The organism is Granulicella tundricola MP5ACTX9, from assembly GCF_000178975.2.
GTDB lineage: Bacteria > Acidobacteriota > Terriglobia > Terriglobales > Acidobacteriaceae > Edaphobacter > Edaphobacter tundricola.
The window spans coordinates 3,175,471-3,192,292 of the sequence record NC_015064.1 but is presented as its reverse complement, the minus strand read 5'-3'; the positions used below and the strand labels follow the sequence as shown (position 1 = coordinate 3,192,292).

Annotated in this window: 15 protein-coding genes; 8 read left to right on the top strand and 7 right to left on the bottom strand. The window is 59.6% G+C overall.

Annotated elements, in window-relative coordinates; translation table 11 throughout:
• Nucleotides 1–91 precede the first annotated feature (91 nt).
• The 3 genes from ACIX9_RS13660 to dxs all read left to right on the top strand — a co-directional run bounded on the left by ACIX9_RS13660 (nucleotide 92) and on the right by dxs (nucleotide 5,011).
• Entirely contained in the window at nucleotides 92–1,444 is a 1,353-nt protein-coding gene (locus ACIX9_RS13660) for a glycosyltransferase family 87 protein (RefSeq protein ID WP_013581077.1), read from the top strand.
• A 29-nt stretch (nucleotides 1,445–1,473) separates the two neighbouring features.
• Nucleotides 1,474–2,865, top strand: a complete 1,392-nt coding sequence (locus ACIX9_RS13655; RefSeq protein WP_013581076.1) for a dicarboxylate/amino acid:cation symporter — start codon at nucleotides 1,474–1,476, stop codon at nucleotides 2,863–2,865.
• Nucleotides 2,866–3,121: 256 nt separating this feature from the next.
• Entirely contained in the window at nucleotides 3,122–5,011 is a 1,890-nt protein-coding gene (gene dxs / locus ACIX9_RS13650; protein WP_013581075.1) for a 1-deoxy-D-xylulose-5-phosphate synthase, read from the top strand.
• A gap of 116 nt (nucleotides 5,012–5,127) precedes the next feature.
• On the opposite strand, the gene ACIX9_RS13645 is transcribed toward dxs, so the two are convergent.
• Nucleotides 5,128–6,177, bottom strand: a complete 1,050-nt coding sequence (locus ACIX9_RS13645) for an endonuclease NucS domain-containing protein (RefSeq protein ID WP_013581074.1) — start codon at nucleotides 6,175–6,177, stop codon at nucleotides 5,128–5,130.
• 114 nt (nucleotides 6,178–6,291) lie between these two features.
• On the opposite strand from ACIX9_RS13645, the gene ACIX9_RS13640 reads away from it, so the two are divergent.
• A complete protein-coding gene (locus tag ACIX9_RS13640) occupies nucleotides 6,292–6,588 on the top strand; it encodes a BrnT family toxin (RefSeq protein ID WP_041597116.1) in 297 nt (98 codons plus the stop codon).
• Nucleotides 6,575–6,877, top strand: coding sequence for a hypothetical protein (locus tag ACIX9_RS13635; protein WP_013581072.1), 303 nt, complete (start codon nucleotides 6,575–6,577; stop codon nucleotides 6,875–6,877). Before ACIX9_RS13640 ends, ACIX9_RS13635 begins: the two co-directional genes overlap by 14 nt.
• A 2-nt stretch (nucleotides 6,878–6,879) precedes the next feature.
• Here ACIX9_RS13635 and ACIX9_RS13630 read toward each other — a convergent pair whose 3' ends face one another.
• Nucleotides 6,880–8,358, bottom strand: coding sequence for a SulP family inorganic anion transporter (locus ACIX9_RS13630; RefSeq protein ID WP_013581071.1), 1,479 nt, complete (start codon nucleotides 8,356–8,358; stop codon nucleotides 6,880–6,882).
• A gap of 155 nt (nucleotides 8,359–8,513) precedes the next feature.
• Here ACIX9_RS13630 and ACIX9_RS13625 point away from each other — a divergent pair, with 155 nt between their 5' ends.
• Complete coding sequence (locus ACIX9_RS13625) at nucleotides 8,514–10,232, top strand: peptide-N4-asparagine amidase (RefSeq protein ID WP_013581070.1); 1,719 nt, start codon at nucleotides 8,514–8,516, stop codon at nucleotides 10,230–10,232.
• A gap of 45 nt (nucleotides 10,233–10,277) precedes the next feature.
• Here the strand turns inward: ACIX9_RS13625 and ruvX are convergent, their stop codons facing one another.
• Together ruvX and ACIX9_RS13615 are read right to left on the bottom strand one after the other, a co-directional pair.
• A complete protein-coding gene (gene ruvX, locus ACIX9_RS13620; protein ID WP_013581069.1) occupies nucleotides 10,278–10,709 on the bottom strand; it encodes a Holliday junction resolvase RuvX in 432 nt (143 codons plus the stop codon).
• Nucleotides 10,710–10,718: 9 nt separating this feature from the next.
• Nucleotides 10,719–11,279, bottom strand: coding sequence for an SRPBCC family protein (locus ACIX9_RS13615; RefSeq protein ID WP_013581068.1), 561 nt, complete (start codon nucleotides 11,277–11,279; stop codon nucleotides 10,719–10,721).
• 216 nt (nucleotides 11,280–11,495) lie between these two features.
• Here ACIX9_RS13615 and ACIX9_RS13610 point away from each other — a divergent pair, with 216 nt between their 5' ends.
• Together ACIX9_RS13610 and ACIX9_RS13605 are read left to right on the top strand one after the other, a co-directional pair.
• Nucleotides 11,496–14,111 carry a TonB-dependent siderophore receptor gene (locus ACIX9_RS13610; RefSeq protein ID WP_013581067.1) on the top strand — a complete coding sequence of 872 codons (2,616 nt, stop codon included), beginning with the start codon at nucleotides 11,496–11,498 and terminating at the stop codon, nucleotides 14,109–14,111.
• 64 nt (nucleotides 14,112–14,175) lie between these two features.
• Entirely contained in the window at nucleotides 14,176–14,862 is a 687-nt protein-coding gene (locus ACIX9_RS13605; RefSeq protein WP_013581066.1) for a Fe2+-dependent dioxygenase, read from the top strand.
• Nucleotides 14,863–14,867: 5 nt separating this feature from the next.
• On the opposite strand, the gene ACIX9_RS13600 is transcribed toward ACIX9_RS13605, so the two are convergent.
• From ACIX9_RS13600 to ACIX9_RS13590, 3 genes are all read right to left on the bottom strand, one after another.
• Nucleotides 14,868–15,251, bottom strand: a complete 384-nt coding sequence (locus ACIX9_RS13600) for a DUF3037 domain-containing protein (RefSeq protein ID WP_013581065.1) — start codon at nucleotides 15,249–15,251, stop codon at nucleotides 14,868–14,870.
• The gene (locus tag ACIX9_RS13595; protein WP_041597794.1) at nucleotides 15,229–16,005 is read right to left on the bottom strand and encodes a HipA family kinase; all 777 of its coding nucleotides are present in this window, start codon (nucleotides 16,003–16,005) and stop codon (nucleotides 15,229–15,231) included. Before ACIX9_RS13595 ends, ACIX9_RS13600 begins: the two co-directional genes overlap by 23 nt.
• Nucleotides 16,006–16,091: 86 nt before the next feature.
• Complete coding sequence (locus ACIX9_RS13590) at nucleotides 16,092–16,658, bottom strand: fasciclin domain-containing protein (protein WP_013581063.1); 567 nt, start codon at nucleotides 16,656–16,658, stop codon at nucleotides 16,092–16,094.
• Nucleotides 16,659–16,822 lie beyond the last annotated feature (164 nt).

The following is a 16,822-nucleotide window of genomic DNA, read 5'->3' as shown; positions in this document are numbered from 1 at the left end:
GAATAGTTCCTGTTTCATCATCCGGGCGACCCATTCGCGCTCGCGTCACTCTAACGAACAGCTCCAGAACGACATTCGAGGTCTTCTCTCTTTGCGCATCTTTCTGCGTTCCCTGAAGGACCAGCCCGCTGGACCATGGATGATCGCCGTCATCCTGATGCTGTTTGCCGTGCTCTCCTTTGCGGAATATCGCGACTACGACGGGGATGACCTGGGCTCCTCCTATGTGGGCTGCAGGCTGGTTGCGGCGGGGCAGGTCTCTCACCTGTACGCGCATGACCCCAAGGACTTCGCGGCGATCGGGCCCGATAAACCGTGGCAGGATGCGGCAGACTCCGGGGAGTTCACCGCGTTTCTTCATCCTTATGTGCAGACGCCGCTATGGGCGTGGGTGCTGCAGCCGCTTTGCACCGGCACGGAGTTTCAGACCTTTCAAGAGATCTTCACGGTTCTGACGATGTTGAGTTTTGTGGGGTGCCTCTGGCTGACGGCGCGGTTCTGGGCTCCTTCCATGTTCAATTCCTATGCGATGGCGCTGGTGGTGACGTGTCTCTGGTTCTCTGAACCGTTCGGCTATGCGATGGCCTTGATGCAGACGCATATGCTGCTTCTGGTGATGACGATTGCGGCGCTCATCCTCGCTGAGCGCGAGCGTCCCGTGGCGGCTGGATTGCTGCTGGCGTGCGCGACTGCGGTCAAGGTAACGCCGGGGATGCTGCTGATCTATTGGCTGCTGACGAGACGGTTCAGGGCAGCGGCGAGCATGGTGGCCTGGTCGGCGGTGCTGGTCGTGATCACGCTGCTCACTACAGGGCCGCAGGTCTTTGCGACCTACCTTGCCTGCCTGCATCGGGTGTCACGAGTTCTGTTGCTCTCCATGAATAACCAGTCCTTTGTGGCCTGGTTCATGGAAGGCGGTTATAACGTTCGAGAGATCTACGGCTTCAGGATTCTGGGGCTGCCTGACAGCGTGCGGATCGGTTCGACGGCTCTGATGGTCGGCTTTACCGTCCTCGGCGGCGTGATTGACCGGCGGAATGCGGCGCGCGGTCTGAGTGCTGCTCCTTTGGGCGCGATGATCGCGCTGATGGCCGCCACGATCTTTGCGCCGATTGCCTGGACGCACTACTTCGTTCTGCTGATGGTGCCGCTCATGGTCATCGTGGAAGAGAACCAACGGCTGACTGCGGCGTGGTCGCGATGGTGTGTCGCAGGATTTGCGTTGCTGATCGTGGCGCTGAACTTTCAGCCCCTTGCGACAGACATCCAGAACAGCATGGTCGGCAGCTTCTCTCTGATTCGGAGCGAGTTTTATGCCGGTGGGCTTTGTATTGCGTTGCTCGGTGTACTTGCCTGGTGCAGAAGGGCGCGGGAGCAGGTGAGAAGCGTTGCCGATGAAGAGGCAAAGGACGAAGCCGCTGAGAGGCCGATGCAGGCGGCTTGAGCGGGGGTGACCTGCTATTCTTCCTCCCAATGTCAAAACCCCAGACGGAACGAATTCTTCTTGGCGCAGCCGCGCTCTTTTTTCTGCTTGGCTGTGTGATTCTGCACGCGCAGCAAGGTCATGCGGTGGCGGCGATTGCGCTGCGGTGGGTGGCGATTGGGATTTTGGCGGTGTTTGCCGCGCGGCGGCGGACCCTGACGCCGTGGATCTTTGTGGCGATGGTGGCCGGTGCGGAGCTGGGGTTCGATGCGCCTGCGTTTGCCGTGAATCTGCGCGTCTTCTCCGACATCTTTCTGCGGCTGATCAAGACGATTGTGGCTCCGCTGATCTTTGCGACGTTGGTTGTGGGGATCGCGGGGCATGGGGATCTGAAGTCCGTGGGACGGATGGGGATCAAGTCGCTCTTTTACTTTGAGGTACTTACGACGATCGCGCTGGTGATCGGGCTGTTGGCGATCAATATCTCGAAGGCGGGTGTTGGACTTTCAATCCCTGTGGCCGCTGGCGCGACGGAGACGTTGGCGAAGGTTGCGCCGACCCACTGGGATGACTTTCTGCTGCACGTGTTTCCAGAGAATATTGCGAAGTCGGTTGCAGACGGTCAGATCCTGCAAGTGGCTGTGTTTGCCGTGTTTTTCGCCATTGCGCTGGCTGGTTTGAGCGAAGAAAAGCGCGGGCCGGTGATGCGGCTTTGCGAGAGTTTGAGTGAGGTGATGTTCAAATTCACCAACGTCGTCATGTACTTTGCGCCCATCGGGGTGGGGGCGGCGATGGCATTCACCGTCGGGCACATGGGGCTGGGGGTTCTCGTCAACCTGGGTAAGTTGTTGATGACGTTTTATTTAGCGTTGATCGCGTTTGTGTTGTTCGTGCTGTTGCCGGTGGCTCTGCTGGCTCGGGTGCCGATCCTCGGATTCGTGAAGGCGGTGACGGAGGCGGCTACGATTGCGTTCGCTACGGCTACGAGCGAGGCGGCGCTGCCGCGGGCCATGGAATCGATGGAAGCCTTCGGTGTACCCCGTAGGATCGTTTCTTTTGTTATACCTGCGGGCTACAGCTTCAATTTGGACGGCTCCACGTTGTACCTGGCGATGGCCAGTATCTTTGTGGCGCAGGCGGCGGGTATCCACATGGGGTGGGGTCAGCAGCTTGTGATGATGGGAACGCTGGTTTTGACGAGCAAGGGGGTGGCTGGAGTGCCGCGTGCGGTGCTGGTGGTGCTGCTGGCGACGGCGGCTACGTTTAGGTTGCCGACCGAGCCTATCTTTGTAATTCTAGGCATCGATGCGTTGATGGATATGGGGCGGACGATGCTGAATGTCGTAGGGAATTGTCTGGCCAGCGCGGTGATTGCGCGGTGGGAGGGAGCGTTCCGGACGGAGCCGGTTTCGAGCGTTGTGCATGAAGGAATGCTGGAATAAGGGCGTAAGAACGGGACCACAAATCACCACAAGCGCACCACAAATTGAAGTCGCAAATTGCGAGGGCTGGGCGAGGGCGGCAGATGTTCCAGGTTTGGATCGTTTTGTAGTCGTGCGTGACCAGTTGCACGTCTTTTCCAGCAGCGCTGGGTCCGAGTTATGGAGAGTCGTATACTTGTCGTTTGGGCGTCGATAACCGTGGGCGGATGGTGATGGCCGCGGATGAGACGCTTCCGGGAATGGGTAGCGAAGACTGATGAGCAGAATTCTTGAGACGATCAACTCGCCGGCGGATGTGAAGAAGCTCTCCGTGGCGGAGCTGACGATGCTTGCGGCGGAGATTCGCGAGCGGTTGATTCAGAGTGTGGCGAAGACGGGCGGGCACATTGGGCCCAACCTGGGTGTGGTGGAGCTGACGATTGCAATGCACTACGTCTTCGACACGCCGACGGACAGCTTTGTCTTCGACGTGAGCCACCAGGCTTATGTCCATAAGCTGCTGACGGGGCGCGAGAAGACCTTCCATACGATCCGGCAGCCGGAGGGGTTGAACGGCTTCATGCTCCGGACGGAGAGCGAGCATGACAGCTACGGCGCAGGCCATGCGGGTACGGCGTTGAGCGCTGCGCTGGGGATGGCGGTGGCTCGGGATATGTCCGGTGGCAGTGAGCATATCGTCGCGCTGGCCGGGGATGCGGCGTTCACGAACGGCATCAGCTTTGAGGCGTTGAACAACATTGCCGCGCAGACGAAGCGGATGATCATCATCCTGAACGATAACGAGTGGTCGATCGACAAGAACGTCGGGGCCATTGCGGAGTACTTCCACAAGATTGCGACGAACTCCACTTATGTGACCCTGCATGACAAGGCGGCGGGGCTGGTGGAGCGGTTCGGCGGCAAGGCTGCGCTGCATGTGGCGAAGCGTGCTGAGGAGGCGGCGAAGGGGCTGGTGGGCCGCGGCATGATCTTCGAGGAGTTCGGGATCAGCTACTTTGGGCCGATCGACGGGCATAACCTGCAGTTGTTGATTGAGACCTTCCAGTTTTTGAAGCAGCAGAACAAGCCCGTGGTGCTGCACGCCATTACGCAGAAGGGCCGTGGGTTTCAGCCGGCGATCGAAGGGCAGAAGAAGTTTCATGGTCTGGGACCGTACGACCCAGAGACGGGCGAGACGAAGGTGCCGGGGCAGAAGACATACTCGGAGATCTTTGCGGAGACGCTGACGAAGCTCGCGAACGGGAACGACAAGGTGGTGGCAATTACTGCCGCCATGCCAAATGGGACCGCGCTCGATCTGTTCCGGCCGCATCATCCGAAGCGGTACTTCGATGTTGGGATCGCTGAGGAGCATGCCGTGTTGTTTGCTGCTGGAATGGCGACGAAGGGGTATCGGCCTTTCTGTGCGATCTACTCGACGTTTCTGCAACGGTCGTTCGACCAGATTGTGCATGATGTTGCGTTGCAGAATCTGCCGGTCGTGTTCTGCATGGATCGCGGCGGGTTGAGCGGGGACGACGGGCCGACGCATCATGGGCTGTTCGACATCAGCTACCTGCGCGGGGTTCCGGGGCTGATCCACATGGACCCGATGGATGAGGACGAGCTCGCCGACATGATGTACACGGCGATGCTGCATGACGGGCCGAGTGCGATTCGGTATCCGCGTGGAACGGGACCTGCTTCGGTGGTGAAGGATCAGCCTGTGGCGCTTGAGATTGGCAAGGCTGAGGTGCTGCAGGACGGGTCCGATGTGGCGGTGTTTGCGCTGGGCGCGATGATGGGCGAAGGACGCCGCTTGGTGGGTCTGCTTGAGGCTCAGGGATTGTCTGTGGCGCTGGTGAATCCGCGCTTTGCCAAGCCGGTGGATGCGGAGTGCGTTGCGCTCTACGGACGGCGTTGCGGGCTGCTGATCACGCTGGAGGATCATGTGCTGGACGGTGGGTTTGGGTCTGCGCTGCTGGAGCGGGTGAACGAGCAGGAGCTCGCCGTGCCGGTGGTGCGGGTGGGCTGGCCGGATCAGTTCATCGAGCATGGCAAGCAGGATGATCTGCGGAAGAAGTATGGGCTGACCGCTGAGGGTGCTATGAGCAAGGCGGCGGGTTTTGTGGGAAAGATTGTGGGGGAGCGGCTGGCTGTGCAGTAGGGCGCCCACAGCCACCGTAGCTCTGATACGTTTCGGGTGATCCACCCAACGAATGTCAGCCACCTAATTAGAAGCTGCGCCTACATTGAATTTTGTAAACTTCTGTTTTAGGCGATCTACTGTGAACCGCCACTTGGTGTAGTGGGTTTGCATACCGTATTTTGGTTGCCGAATAGACCAATCTCCCAGACGGCTTCTCGGACTGGTAAGGTCTGCAGCCAATCCACTGGGATAAAGTATTCGCACTTCTCCAGATCATCGGCAAACTCACGGTGGTACATACCTTTCTTTGCGACATCGAGGATAGGTACCACAATGCCGTTAGAATCCTTCACAGTAAAAGCGGCGGCTGGGGAAGCTTGTCCCGTAACCCTTCCCACGCCGACGAATCCCATATTGGGAACTTTTACCCAAATTCTGTCTCCCGGCTTTACTAGACCAAGCGTTCTGCTATACCAAACGCCTCCGCCAGCGCACAGAAATCCATATTGAGTCGCGTCTTCCCATGAACGCGATTCTCCTTCGCCAAAGGAGCAATAAAATTCGCCGTTCCATGGTTCCGATTCGCTATATGTTGTGGCAGCACTGCTGACCTGTGAACGAACTGGATCAAGTAACCACGACCTACTGAGTAATTGTTCGCCGCTATGAGAGAAGATCTGAAAGCAGAGAATGTTAATCGATATATTTCGCTCGTTTAGATAGTTCACTATCCGTTCGCTGCTTTGATCTAATGAAGCGGCCACGATGACAATCTCGTGGCTTTGATTCAGCATGTCCTCGTCTAAGTTCAGGGCAAAACGTGCTTTGAAGTCTGCTTCCAAACTCCTGTTTGGCGCAAAACGATCATAGATTTCAGCAATTTCATCTGCACGAAGGTTGCTGAGCCAACTTGCGTAATCAAGAGCCTGTGCAACCACCTCGCGAGGGGTCCGGTCACGTTTGAGTTCAATGAGTACCAGGGAGCCATCTGGCGAGATAGCCAATAAGTCTATCCTTCCGCCGAATCCCGTGTCCTCCTGTCTTCCGATCAACATCCACTCATCTGAGAGTATTTGCGGAGCGGCGACAATCATATCTTCAAGTATTTGTTCTCTGGCAAGAAGCGATTCAGTCAACGGTTCTGGTTTTGCTCCGACCTTCCAAATTGCACTGCGTATTGGCAAGTGAATCTCTCCTGCATAGCCGCTTCATCCTACACGACCGAGACCAGCAGGCCGCCGACGGAAAACTTCTCTTAGTCGCTGTAAGCTTATATCTGTTGTATATACAATAGATATATGGCTATGCATTCGATGCTCGATGGGCAGCGCTTTGTCTGGGATAGCGATAAGGCTGCTCGCAATCTGGCATGGCATGGCGTTCGCTTCGAGCAGGCTCGGGAGGTCTTTCTGGATCAACTGGCTCGGTATGAGGATGCCAGTCCTGACGAAGAGGCGCGGCAGGCGTGTATCGGTCTTACAAGCGAGTACAGATTGCTGTACGTCGTTCATGTAGTTCGGGAAGGTGATGTGCTCCGCCTTATCTCCGCGCGTCTTGCGGAACGGGCGGAAAGGAGACGCTATGAAAATGACTGAACGCATCAAGCGCAATATGCAGGCTGATAAACCGATGACCCTGATCTCACTGCGTTTGCCGGATCATGTGATCGAAGATCTCAAGGAGGTTGCGCCTACGCTTGGATTTGGCGGATACCAGGCGCTGATTCGGGCTTATATCTCGAATGGGCTGCGGAAGCATCTGGCCGAGAGGGAGGCACTGCGGGTGAAGGAGAGTGCCGTGGAGGAGTTCAGTCAGAGGTTGCTGGCTCATGGGGTGCCGGAGCAGGCTATCAAGGACGCGGCGGCGGAGATGACAGAAAACTAGAACTAGGAGTCAGCTAGTGACAGGAGCAGGCCGGCTCCGTCCTTGCGGCGTAGGAGCTTGTCGCAGCTTTCGCTGAGGCCGTGGAGGTGGAGGCGTTTGCCCTGTTCGCGGTAACGCGTGGCGAGGGCCTCGACTGCTTCCAGTGCGGAGGAGTCCATGATGCGGGCTTCGTGGAATTCGAGGAAGACCTCTGCGGGGTCGAACTTGGGTTGGAAGAAGCTTGTGAACTGGGCTGCGGAGGCGAAGAAGAGGCTGCCCTTCAGACGGTAGGTCTTGCTGCCGGGCTCTTCCGTGATGGTGACTTCAAGCTCCTGTGCGTGGTCCCAGGCGAAGACCAGGGCTGCGATGACGATGCCTGCGACAACGGCGACTGCGAGGTTGGCGAGCACGGTCACAGCCGTTACGACGAGCATGACCATGGTGTCGTGGCGGGGGATGCGGGCGAAGCCTTTGAGGCTCTTCCAACTGAAGGTTTCGGCTGAGACGACGAACATGACGCCGACGAGCGCGGCGAGGGGAATGCGCTCGATGAGGCGCGAACCGAAGAGGATAAAGGCGAGCAGGAAGGTGCCGGCGCAGATGCCGGAGAGCCGGCGTCGGCCGCCTGCGTTGAGGTTGATCATGCTCTGGCCGATCATGGCGCAGCCGCCCATGCCGCCGAAGAGGGCGCCGATGAGGTTGCCGAGGCCCTGGGCCATGGACTCGCGATTGGGCTGGCTGTTGGTGCCGGTGAGTTCGTCGATGAGGTTGAGGGTGAGAAGGGTCTCGACGAGGCCGATGGTGGCGAGGATGAGGGCGTAGGGCAGGATGATGCGCAGGGTGTGGAGATCGTATGGGACGGCGGGGAGATGGAAGGTGGGGAGGGTGCCTTTGATGGAGGCGAGATCGCCCACCGTGCGGGTGTGGATGCCGAAGGCGAAGGCGCAGGCAGTGGCGGCGAGGATGCCGGCGAGAGCGGATGGGAACGCCTTGGTGAGGCGGGGCAGGAGGACGGTGACCAGGATCGTCACGGCTACCAGGCCGAGCATGATGAGGAGGGCGGGGGTGGCCATCCAGCCTTCGGAGCCGGTCTGGGTGCGGGTGTGGAAGTGCTGCAGCTGGGCAGATGCGATGACGATGGCGAGACCGTTGACGAAGCCGATCATGACCGGGTGAGGCACCATCCGGATGAGCTTGCCGAGGCGGAACCAGGCGAAGAGCAGTTGGAGGATGCCGGTGAGGATGATGGTGGCGAAGAGGTACTCGACGCCATGCTGGAGGACCAGTCCGGCGGAGACGACGGCCATGGAGCCGGCGGCACCGGAGATCATGCCGGGACGGCCGCCGAAGATTGCCGCGATGAGGCAGATGATGAAGGCGGCGTAGAGGCCTGTCAGTGGGTTGACATGCGCTACGAGAGCGAAGCCGACGACCTCCGGAACGAGGGAAAGGGCGGAGGTGAGGCCGGCGAGGAGTTCAATCCGAACGTCAGCGAGACGCATTCACGGCCTTGATGGAGCGGGTTTTGTGCATCCCCCTATCTTCTCTGAAAAGCGGGCAGCCGCCTAATGGGTGTTCAGAGGCTATGGCTGACCCAAATGTGTTACCTTGAGCGCATTCACGTTCGTACATCTTTCTATTTTTGTGAGGCCCTTTGATGAGCACTTCTGTTCGTTTTCGTGCAGCTATCTTTCAAACAGTGATTGCAGGCGCGTTTTGCGCTCAGGGCATCGCAGGGGCGCAGGTGGTTACGGTTCCAACAACGCCTGTGGTGGGCTCCTCCAACCCGGCAACGGCTGAGCCGCCGGTGACTCGGCCTACGACCAAGCCTTGCACCGTCTCGCTTTACAGCAATGAGGCGTTCAACGACTACTCCGCGCATCCGGTGTCGTATACGCCTCCAGCAGGCTGCAAAGGACCTTGGGCGAAGGTGGTGCTGAGCCTGGACTTTACCGTGACGGCGGGGCGTCAGTTCGACCGTACGGCGAGCCTGTACCTGGGCAATGCAAATATCTTCTACGGCACGACGGCGGAGCCTCGCACGGCGCTGAGCCCGTCCTGGCATGTGGAGCGTGATGTGACGGATCTGTCGGCATTGTTCAAGACCGCACAGACCGGCAACGCCATCGTCTACAACATCTTCAACAGCACGTATAACGGCGGCATCTACGGCAATGCGACGCTGCAGTTCTATCCGGCCGACCTGCGCAACCTCCCGCCGGAGGTGCCGGATATGGTGGTGCCGGTGAGCGGAACGAACAGCCCATATGAGCTGGATTCGACGAGCAGCGAGCTCAAGACGACGGTGACTCTGCCGCGCAACCTGACCAAGGCTTACCTGGATGTGATGGCGCAGAGCCAGAGCAATGACGAGTTCTGGTATCTGGGTGTGCCGAACGATGTCTCCAGTGAGCTGGAGACTGGCGGCGGGACTGCGTTCCGTGAGACGGAGGTGACGATCGACGGCAAGGCCGCGGGCGTGGCGCCGGTGTCTCCATGGATCTTTACGGGCGGCATCGATCCTTATCTATGGGAGCCGATCACGGGCGTGGAGACGTTGAACTTCAAGCCTTATCGCGTGGATTTGACACCGTTTGCGGGGATGCTGAGCGACGGCAAGCCGCACGTTGTGGGCATCAGCGTCTACAACGCCAACAGCTACTTCCTGGCGACGGCAAACCTGCTGCTCTACCGCGACAAGCTTCGCGCGGAGACGGGGGGCGACGTGATTGAGAACACGCTGTTCTCCGCACCTGTGCCTTCTGTAGTGGAGAACCTGACCACGGCGAACGGTGCGGTGACGGGAACCGTCGACGTGGCCTCCAAGCGCACGTTTGTGGTGAAGGGATACGTCAATACGGGCCTGGGACGCGTGGAGACGACGGTCGAGTCTACGGTGAACTTCGACAGCAACCAGAAGTTCAACGTAGCGACCTCTGGTGTGCCGGAGATTCAGAACATCAACCAGACGAGTACGGTGGATTCGAAGACCACGACGCGGCTGGGCTTCCTGGCGGAGCAGACGGCCACGCACTGGGCGTTCCCGCTGAAGCTGGACTACTCGTTCGTGCAGAACACGGATGGGACGTACACGCAGGTGGTCAGCTCCGACCAGCAGCATGAGGTGAGTGAGAGCAAGGGCATCAATGGCTTCTCGCTGGCGAGCTCCAGCACGGTGGAAGAGGTAAAGACAAGCGATGCGCTGGTCTATAACTCATCCCTGTCCGCGGTGGACTCGGTCGGCCCGACGGCCAGCTCGGCGAGCTATGTGTCGAAGGACTCCACGGGGAACTGCTTCAGCCGTGAGCTGACCTCGGCGGCACGCGTGCTGACTGCCGTGCAGGACGGCAAGGGATGCCCGGCGAAACGCTGGTAGGTCAAGCGATGACAGGGAAGGACCGGGCTTCGGCTCGGTCCTTTTTTATTGGAGCCTATATTGTGCCTGCATCCAGCCTTCCAGGATGAGGACGGCGGCTACCTGGTCGATGATGAACTTACGATCCTTGCCGCGCGCGTGGCCGGCTTCGTCGAGGATCTCGTTGGCGGCGACGGAGCTGAGACGCTCGTCCCAGAGCTGGATGGGGATCTCGGTGCGTTCGCGGAGGTATTCGGCGAACTCGTGGACCTTGGCGGCGAAGGGGCTGAGGTCGCCGGAGAGATGGAGTGGATTGCCGACGACGAGGTGGGTGACCTCGTGCTTGCGGATGAGGCGCAGGAGGCTGCGGGCGTCTTCGTTGCGAGTCTTGCGCCATAGCGTCAGGAGCGGCTGGGCGGTATAGCCCAGCGGGTCTGTGAGGGCTATGCCGATGCGTGCCTTGCCTACGTCCAGTGCCATGATGCGGCCGATTGCCATACGGCTAGTTTAGCGGGCGCGCGGCGTTTCTCTCACCCGTAGCAGGGGCATGAGCTCCGCGGTGCGCTTGTGGCGGAAGTCGAAGATGGACTTGAACTGCGCGGGGGCGAAGAGCTTTGCGGCTAGCTCGCCGAGTGGGCCGAGGGGGAGTTCGTATTCGACCTCGTCCCGTATCAGCGTGCCCTGGACCTCACGTCCGGTGTTGGCGCGGGGCTCCGGCGTGAGGCGATGGCAGTGCCGCCAGAACTTGAACGGGCCGCGGTGCTGCACGTCGCAGAAGTGCTCGTTCCAGGTGAACTCCGTAATCTCCGCATCCCAGGGTACGCGGATGGGTGAGAAGGGAATCGGCCGGAAGCTGATGGTCATGCGGGTGCCCGCTCCGGCTACGATGCCGGGAAAGATAGGCAGGCCTGCAGGGCGCGGAGGCGGCGGTGCGAAGGCGGCCTCCTCGATGCGGGCCTTCTGCCATGCGGGCATGAGGCGCGGAAGATTCTCCGGGTTGGAGAAGAAGGCGAAGACGTGCTCGATGGGATAGGGGAGCCATTGCTCGGCCTGAAAGTGATGACGCATACAGGGTGAGATGTCGATTCCATGCGTGGACGCGGCAGTTTGTTGGTGGGAAGCAGTGAAGATGAAAAAGACTGCATAAAAATTCAATGAACGTGGACTGGATCAGTCCTAGATCGTGTAAATTAGACATATCGGACCGGATCTGTCGGAGTTCGGAGGCTGCCTGGAGAAGACGCGCACCAGGTCAGCGAGAACGTGCGCCTGAAGGAAACTGAAATGGCTGAAAAGACTGGATTGAATAGCGTTGGCAATATGGCCGTAGTAGCGATGGTTGCGGCATGGACAGCGGTGAGTGCGCCCGCGGTGAGCTTCGCGCAGGTGCCGAACAATGGTTCGGCAACGACTGCGGCGAGCCAACAGAAGAGCTTCGATATTCCGGCGGGACGGTTGCCGGAGGCGCTTGAGGCGTACAAAAAGGCGACCGGCGTAACGGTTGCGGTGAAGGTGGGAAATACGGCTGGGGAAGACTTCCAGACCTCCGCCGTTACGGGTGTTTATACCAATGAGGCTGCGCTGCGGGCGATGCTGAATGGGACCGGGTTGAGCTCGCGTTTCACGGCTGGTGGGACGGCGGTGGTTTCGATTGAGAACGCGGAGTCGGTGGATGTCTCCGCGCCGCTGCCAAATGAAGTCGCGATGACGAAGTTTACGTCTCCGCTGCTGGATACGGCTGCGTCCGTGACGGTGATCCCGCAGTTCGTGCTGAAGGATGAGGGCGTGTCTACGCTGAGGGATGCGCTGCGCAACGTTCCGGGCATCAGCCTGGCGGCCGGTGAGTCCGGCGCGCAGGGCGACAATCTGACGATCCGTGGCTTTACGGCTCGGAACGATATCTTCATGGACGGTATCCGCGACTTCGGCAGCTACTTCCGTGACTCCTTCAACTATGAGCAGGTGGAGGCGCTGGAAGGGCCGGCGGGCATCGCATTTGGACGCGGTGCGACCGGCGGCGTCATCAACCAGGAGAACAAGGTTCCAGGGGTCACTCCGCTGATCAACGTGCAGGCGCAGTTCGGCACGAACCTCACCCGGCGTGTGACGGCTGACATCAATGAGCCGATTCCGGACGTGGCCAACGGCGCAGCCTTCCGGCTGAACCTGATGGTGAACGACAGCGGCGTGGCGGGACGGCCATTCGATGCGATCCACCGGCTGGGTGTGGCGCCTTCGATCTCGTTCGGCTTGAACACGGCGACCCGATTCACGCTGAGCTACATCCACCTGAATGAGAACGATACGCCGGACTATGGTCTGCCTTGGTTCTATAACAAGCTTGCGCCGGGCGTCAGCCGTTACGCTTACTTCGGCTTTGCGGACCAGAACTTCCTGAAGACGAACGACGACATCATCACGGCGAAGGTGGATCACGACTTCAACTCGCATGTGACGGTCCACTCGATTGCGCGTGCTGCGAACTATCCAAGGAACGCGCAGATTACCGAGCCGCAGATCTGTACCAATGCGAGCATTCCCGCTCCGGTGGGTGGTTGGGTTCCGTCACGGCCCACGTCCTCTGTGACGGGCGCGAACTGCCCGTACATTCCAGGCGCCGTGAACCCGAGCACGATCCTGGTGAACCGCAATCAAATCCAGATCAAAAGTGTTGAAGGCGATCTGTGGGATCAGACGGAGGTCAACGCACGCTTCAAGGTGCTGGGGCTGAAACATGAGTTCGTGGGCGGCGTTGAGGGTGGCCAGGAGATCTCAAACCCGATCCGCTACGGCTACACGATCAGCGGCTTGAACACCGTTCCTTCCACGACGCTGGTCAATCCGAATACGTCGCAGGTGTTTGGCGGCACGGGATATATCTCGTCGATCGTGCATACGAAGGCGGAGAGCGTTGGGCTTTACTTCGTCGACACGGTTCACCTGGGACGGCTGTTTGAGTTGAGCGGCGGCGTGCGCTGGGATCGGTTCGACACGGGTTACAACGGCTACCAGCCTACGGCGCCTACGGGCGGAACGGCGCTGGCGGCGAGCTCGGCTGGAACGTTCTCGCGAGTCGATGCGCAGCCTTCGTATCGTGCGGCGTTTGTGTATAAGCCGACCTCGCATGGCAGCGTGTACTTCGACTATGGAACGAGCTTCAATCCATCGGCTGAATCGCTGGCGCTGACCTCGATTACGCAGAACGTCGCTCCGGAGCAGAACGAGACGTATGAGGCCGGAGCGAAGTACAGCTTCCTGAACGAGCACCTGATGATGGAAGGCGCATGGTTTCGGACGGAGAAGGACAACGCTCGTGAGACGGACCCGAACAACTCCAACAACATCGTGGTGGCGGGTAACCAGGCAGTGAAGGGTGTGCAGGTCAGCGCTGTCGGCCGCCTGCCGCAGGGGATGGATATCGTCGCGGGCTATGCGTATCTGAGCAGCAAGGTGCTGTACTCACCGTTCTATCCGACGTCGGTTGGATACCAGTTGGCGAACGTGCCGAAGCAGACGTTCAATGCGTTCATCACGCATCGCCTGCCGGGCCACTTCAACGCGGGTGTCGGCGGCAACTATGTGGCGAGCAGGACGGCTAGCTCGACGACTCCGTTTGTGCCGTTGACGTTCGGTGCCGCTACGACCTTCGCGGCTGGATCAGCCCCTTGCGGAACCGCTACGACGACGACCTGCTACCAGGTGCTATCGACCGGAATGAAGCAGGTTCCGGGTTACTGGGTCTTCAACCTGATGCTGAAGCGTTCCATCAGCGAGCATCTTGAGGTGCAGGCGAACGTGAACAATGTGCTGAACCGGTTCTTCATCGACCTGCCGCATCCGAGCCACTTGATTCCCGGTGAAGGCGCGAATGCTTTGATGGGCTTGAACTATAAGTTCTAAGAACGAATTTTGTGCCCGAGCTTTCAGCGTAGGCTGAGGCTCGGTTTTTTATTCGGAGAGAGAAATGCTGCTTGCGATTGAAGATGTGTTGACCAAGGAGTTAGTGAACGAGGCGCGCCGTGTGCTTGCCGGGGCCGAGTGGGTGGATGGGCGCGTGACCGCCGGCTACCAGGCCAGTGAAGTGAAGCGCAATGCTCAGGTGAAGGAAGGGACGGCTGAGGCGAACGCCGTCGGCGAGATGGTGCTGACAGGACTGGCAAGGAGTCCGCGCTTCATGTCTGCCGCACTGCCGTTGCGGGTGTTTCCTCCGATGTTCAATAGCTACGCGGGCGGCCAAACGTTCGGGACGCATGTGGATACGGCGATCCGGCAGGTTTCGACTACGGGCCAGAGGATCAGGACGGATCTCTCCGCGACGCTGTTTCTGACGGAGCCGGATGAGTATGACGGTGGGGAGCTTGTTGTTGAAGACTCTTATGGCGAGCACAAGGTGAAGCTGCCTGCAGGTCACATGGTGTTGTATCCGGCGACGAGTCTGCATCGCGTTGAGCCTGTCACGCGCGGCAACCGGGTGAGCAGCTTCTTCTGGATTCAGAGCATGGTGCGCCATGACGCGCAGAGGACTCTGCTGTTCGATCTGGATAGCTCAATCCAGAGGCTTGCGGGGGTTGAAGGTGATGAAGTCAAGGCTTCTGCGGTGCAGTTGACGGGGGTTTATCACAACCTGCTGAGGCAGTGGTCGGAGATGTAATGCAGTCAGCCGACTAGCTGATGGTAGAGGCGGTCGAGGAGGGCTTCTGTTTCTGTGCAGAGGCCGGTATGGACGGGTGAGGTCTGCATGACGGTGCTGCGCGGGGAGGTGAGCCAGTGGAAGCGCTCGCTCTGCGAGAGCTTTGCGATGGGGCCGGCTGACTCGTCGCCCGTGCAGATGCGGTTGACGGCTTCGATATGCTCGCGGATGGCGTCGAGATCGAGCTGTGGCCAGAGGGCGCGGAGACGCTGCTCATCGACGTGAACCTTTGCGCCGAGGAAGCGTTTCTCACGGCAGAGGAGGATGACTCCTACGTTGATGAACTCGCCACGTTCCACGCGCGGGACCACACGCAGGACGGCGTAATCAAAGGAGGCGTTGGTGTGCATGGATCGCCTCCTCTTCAAAGATGCTTGCGGCCTGCAGGCGGCGGGTGAGGTATTCGACGTATGCTGTGCGGCGCTCACTGGCGGTGGCTTCTTCAGACTCGAGCCATGCATCCGGCACGAAGCTGAGGATGTTTTGCAGTAGCTCAGACGTGATGATGCCGCGGGCTTTGGTGCCTGCGGCTCCTATCTCCGTGGCCCAGGGCAGGAGGACGTGGTGTTGCGACTCAGCGAATAGCGACTCAGCCTTGGCTGGAGCGGTGGGCCAGTTGTGATGGAAGAAGAGGGCCGCGCCGTGGTCGATGAAGTGGAGCTTGCGGTGCCAGAGCAACAGGTTGGCGTTGCGCGCCGTGCGATCGACATTCTGCACGAAGGCGTCGAACCATACGGCCATGGACGCGATCTCCGCGGAGGCGGTGTTGCCTGCGGCGGGATCGAACATCATGGAGCCGGGCAGGTAGTCGAGCGCGAGGTTCAGGCCTGCGCTGGCCTTGAGGAGATAACGTATCTCCGCATCGGGATCGTTGCGCCCGAGGATGGGATCGACCTCGATGAAGACGAGCTCCGGCACCGTAAGTCCGAGAGCGCGTGCAATCTCTCCCGCCACAAGTTCAGCAACGAGCGCCAATGCTCCCTGGCCTGCACCGCGAAACTTGACGACGTACAGGCCCTGGTCGTCCGCTTCCACGATGGCGGGCAGGGAGCCGCCCTCCCGGAGTGGGAGCACGTAGCGCGTGGCTTGGACGGTACGAAGCATCAACGTCAGTGTATGGGTTTCGGGCAAAAAAGAACGCCTCCCGCTCGGATCGGGAGGCGTTTGATGATGCGGGGAGTGAAGCGTGCTTAGTTGGGCATCAGAACGGTGTCGATGACGTGAATGACGCCGTTCGACTGGTACACGTCTGCGGTGGTGATGTTGGAGACGCCGCCCTTGGCATCGGTGATGGTGATCATGCCAGGCGAAGGCATCATGAACGTGAGCTCTTCACCCTGAACGGTCTTCAGCATGGTCTTGCCGCCGCCCTTTTTGATGTCCTTGGCGAGCTTCTTGGAGTCGATCTTGCCGGGGACGACGTGGTAGGTCAGGATCTTGACCAGCGTGTCCTTGTTCTCAGGCTTGACGAGCGTATCGACGGTGCCGGCAGGCAGCTTGGCGAAGGCATCATCGGTGGGTGCGAAGACGGTGAAGGGACCGGGGCCGCTGAGGGTATCGACCAGGCCTGCGGCCTTGACGGCTGCGACGAGGGTGGTGTGAATGGGGGAGGCGATCGCATTCTGAACGATGGTCTTGTTGGCGTACATGGCCGCGCCGCCAACGGTGGGGTCAGCCTTCTGGGCAACTGCGCTGAAGGAGGTTGCGGCGAGAACGGCTGCTGCCATAGAGGCGAGGAAGGTCTTCTTGAGATTCATAGTCGTGTTCGTCCTTTGAGTGCGTGTGTTCTAAACTTCGCCTCGATCTCCGTCGTTCCATCAAGGCGTTCAATCATCTCTACGAGGTCTGTAAGAAGATGGATTGCGATACAGGAAGTGTGATGTAGAAAAAAATTGCGCGGCGGACGGGTTGCCTACACTAT

Coding starts and splice junctions, on each gene's coding strand:
- ACIX9_RS13655 (WP_013581076.1), top strand. CDS start 1,474: ATGTCAAAACCCCAGACGGAACGAATTCTTCTTGGCGCAGCCGCGCTC.
- dxs (WP_013581075.1), top strand. CDS start 3,122: ATGAGCAGAATTCTTGAGACGATCAACTCGCCGGCGGATGTGAAGAAG.
- ACIX9_RS13640 (WP_041597116.1), top strand. CDS start 6,292: ATGGCTATGCATTCGATGCTCGATGGGCAGCGCTTTGTCTGGGATAGC.
- ACIX9_RS13635 (WP_013581072.1), top strand. CDS start 6,575: ATGAAAATGACTGAACGCATCAAGCGCAATATGCAGGCTGATAAACCG.
- ACIX9_RS13630 (WP_013581071.1), bottom strand. CDS start 8,358: ATGCGTCTCGCTGACGTTCGGATTGAACTCCTCGCCGGCCTCACCTCC.
- ACIX9_RS13625 (WP_013581070.1), top strand. CDS start 8,514: ATGAGCACTTCTGTTCGTTTTCGTGCAGCTATCTTTCAAACAGTGATT.
- ruvX (WP_013581069.1), bottom strand. CDS start 10,709: ATGGCAATCGGCCGCATCATGGCACTGGACGTAGGCAAGGCACGCATC.
- ACIX9_RS13615 (WP_013581068.1), bottom strand. CDS start 11,279: ATGCGTCATCACTTTCAGGCCGAGCAATGGCTCCCCTATCCCATCGAG.
- ACIX9_RS13610 (WP_013581067.1), top strand. CDS start 11,496: ATGGCTGAAAAGACTGGATTGAATAGCGTTGGCAATATGGCCGTAGTA.
- ACIX9_RS13605 (WP_013581066.1), top strand. CDS start 14,176: ATGCTGCTTGCGATTGAAGATGTGTTGACCAAGGAGTTAGTGAACGAG.
- ACIX9_RS13600 (WP_013581065.1), bottom strand. CDS start 15,251: ATGCACACCAACGCCTCCTTTGATTACGCCGTCCTGCGTGTGGTCCCG.
- ACIX9_RS13595 (WP_041597794.1), bottom strand. CDS start 16,005: ATGCTTCGTACCGTCCAAGCCACGCGCTACGTGCTCCCACTCCGGGAG.
- ACIX9_RS13590 (WP_013581063.1), bottom strand. CDS start 16,658: ATGAATCTCAAGAAGACCTTCCTCGCCTCTATGGCAGCAGCCGTTCTC.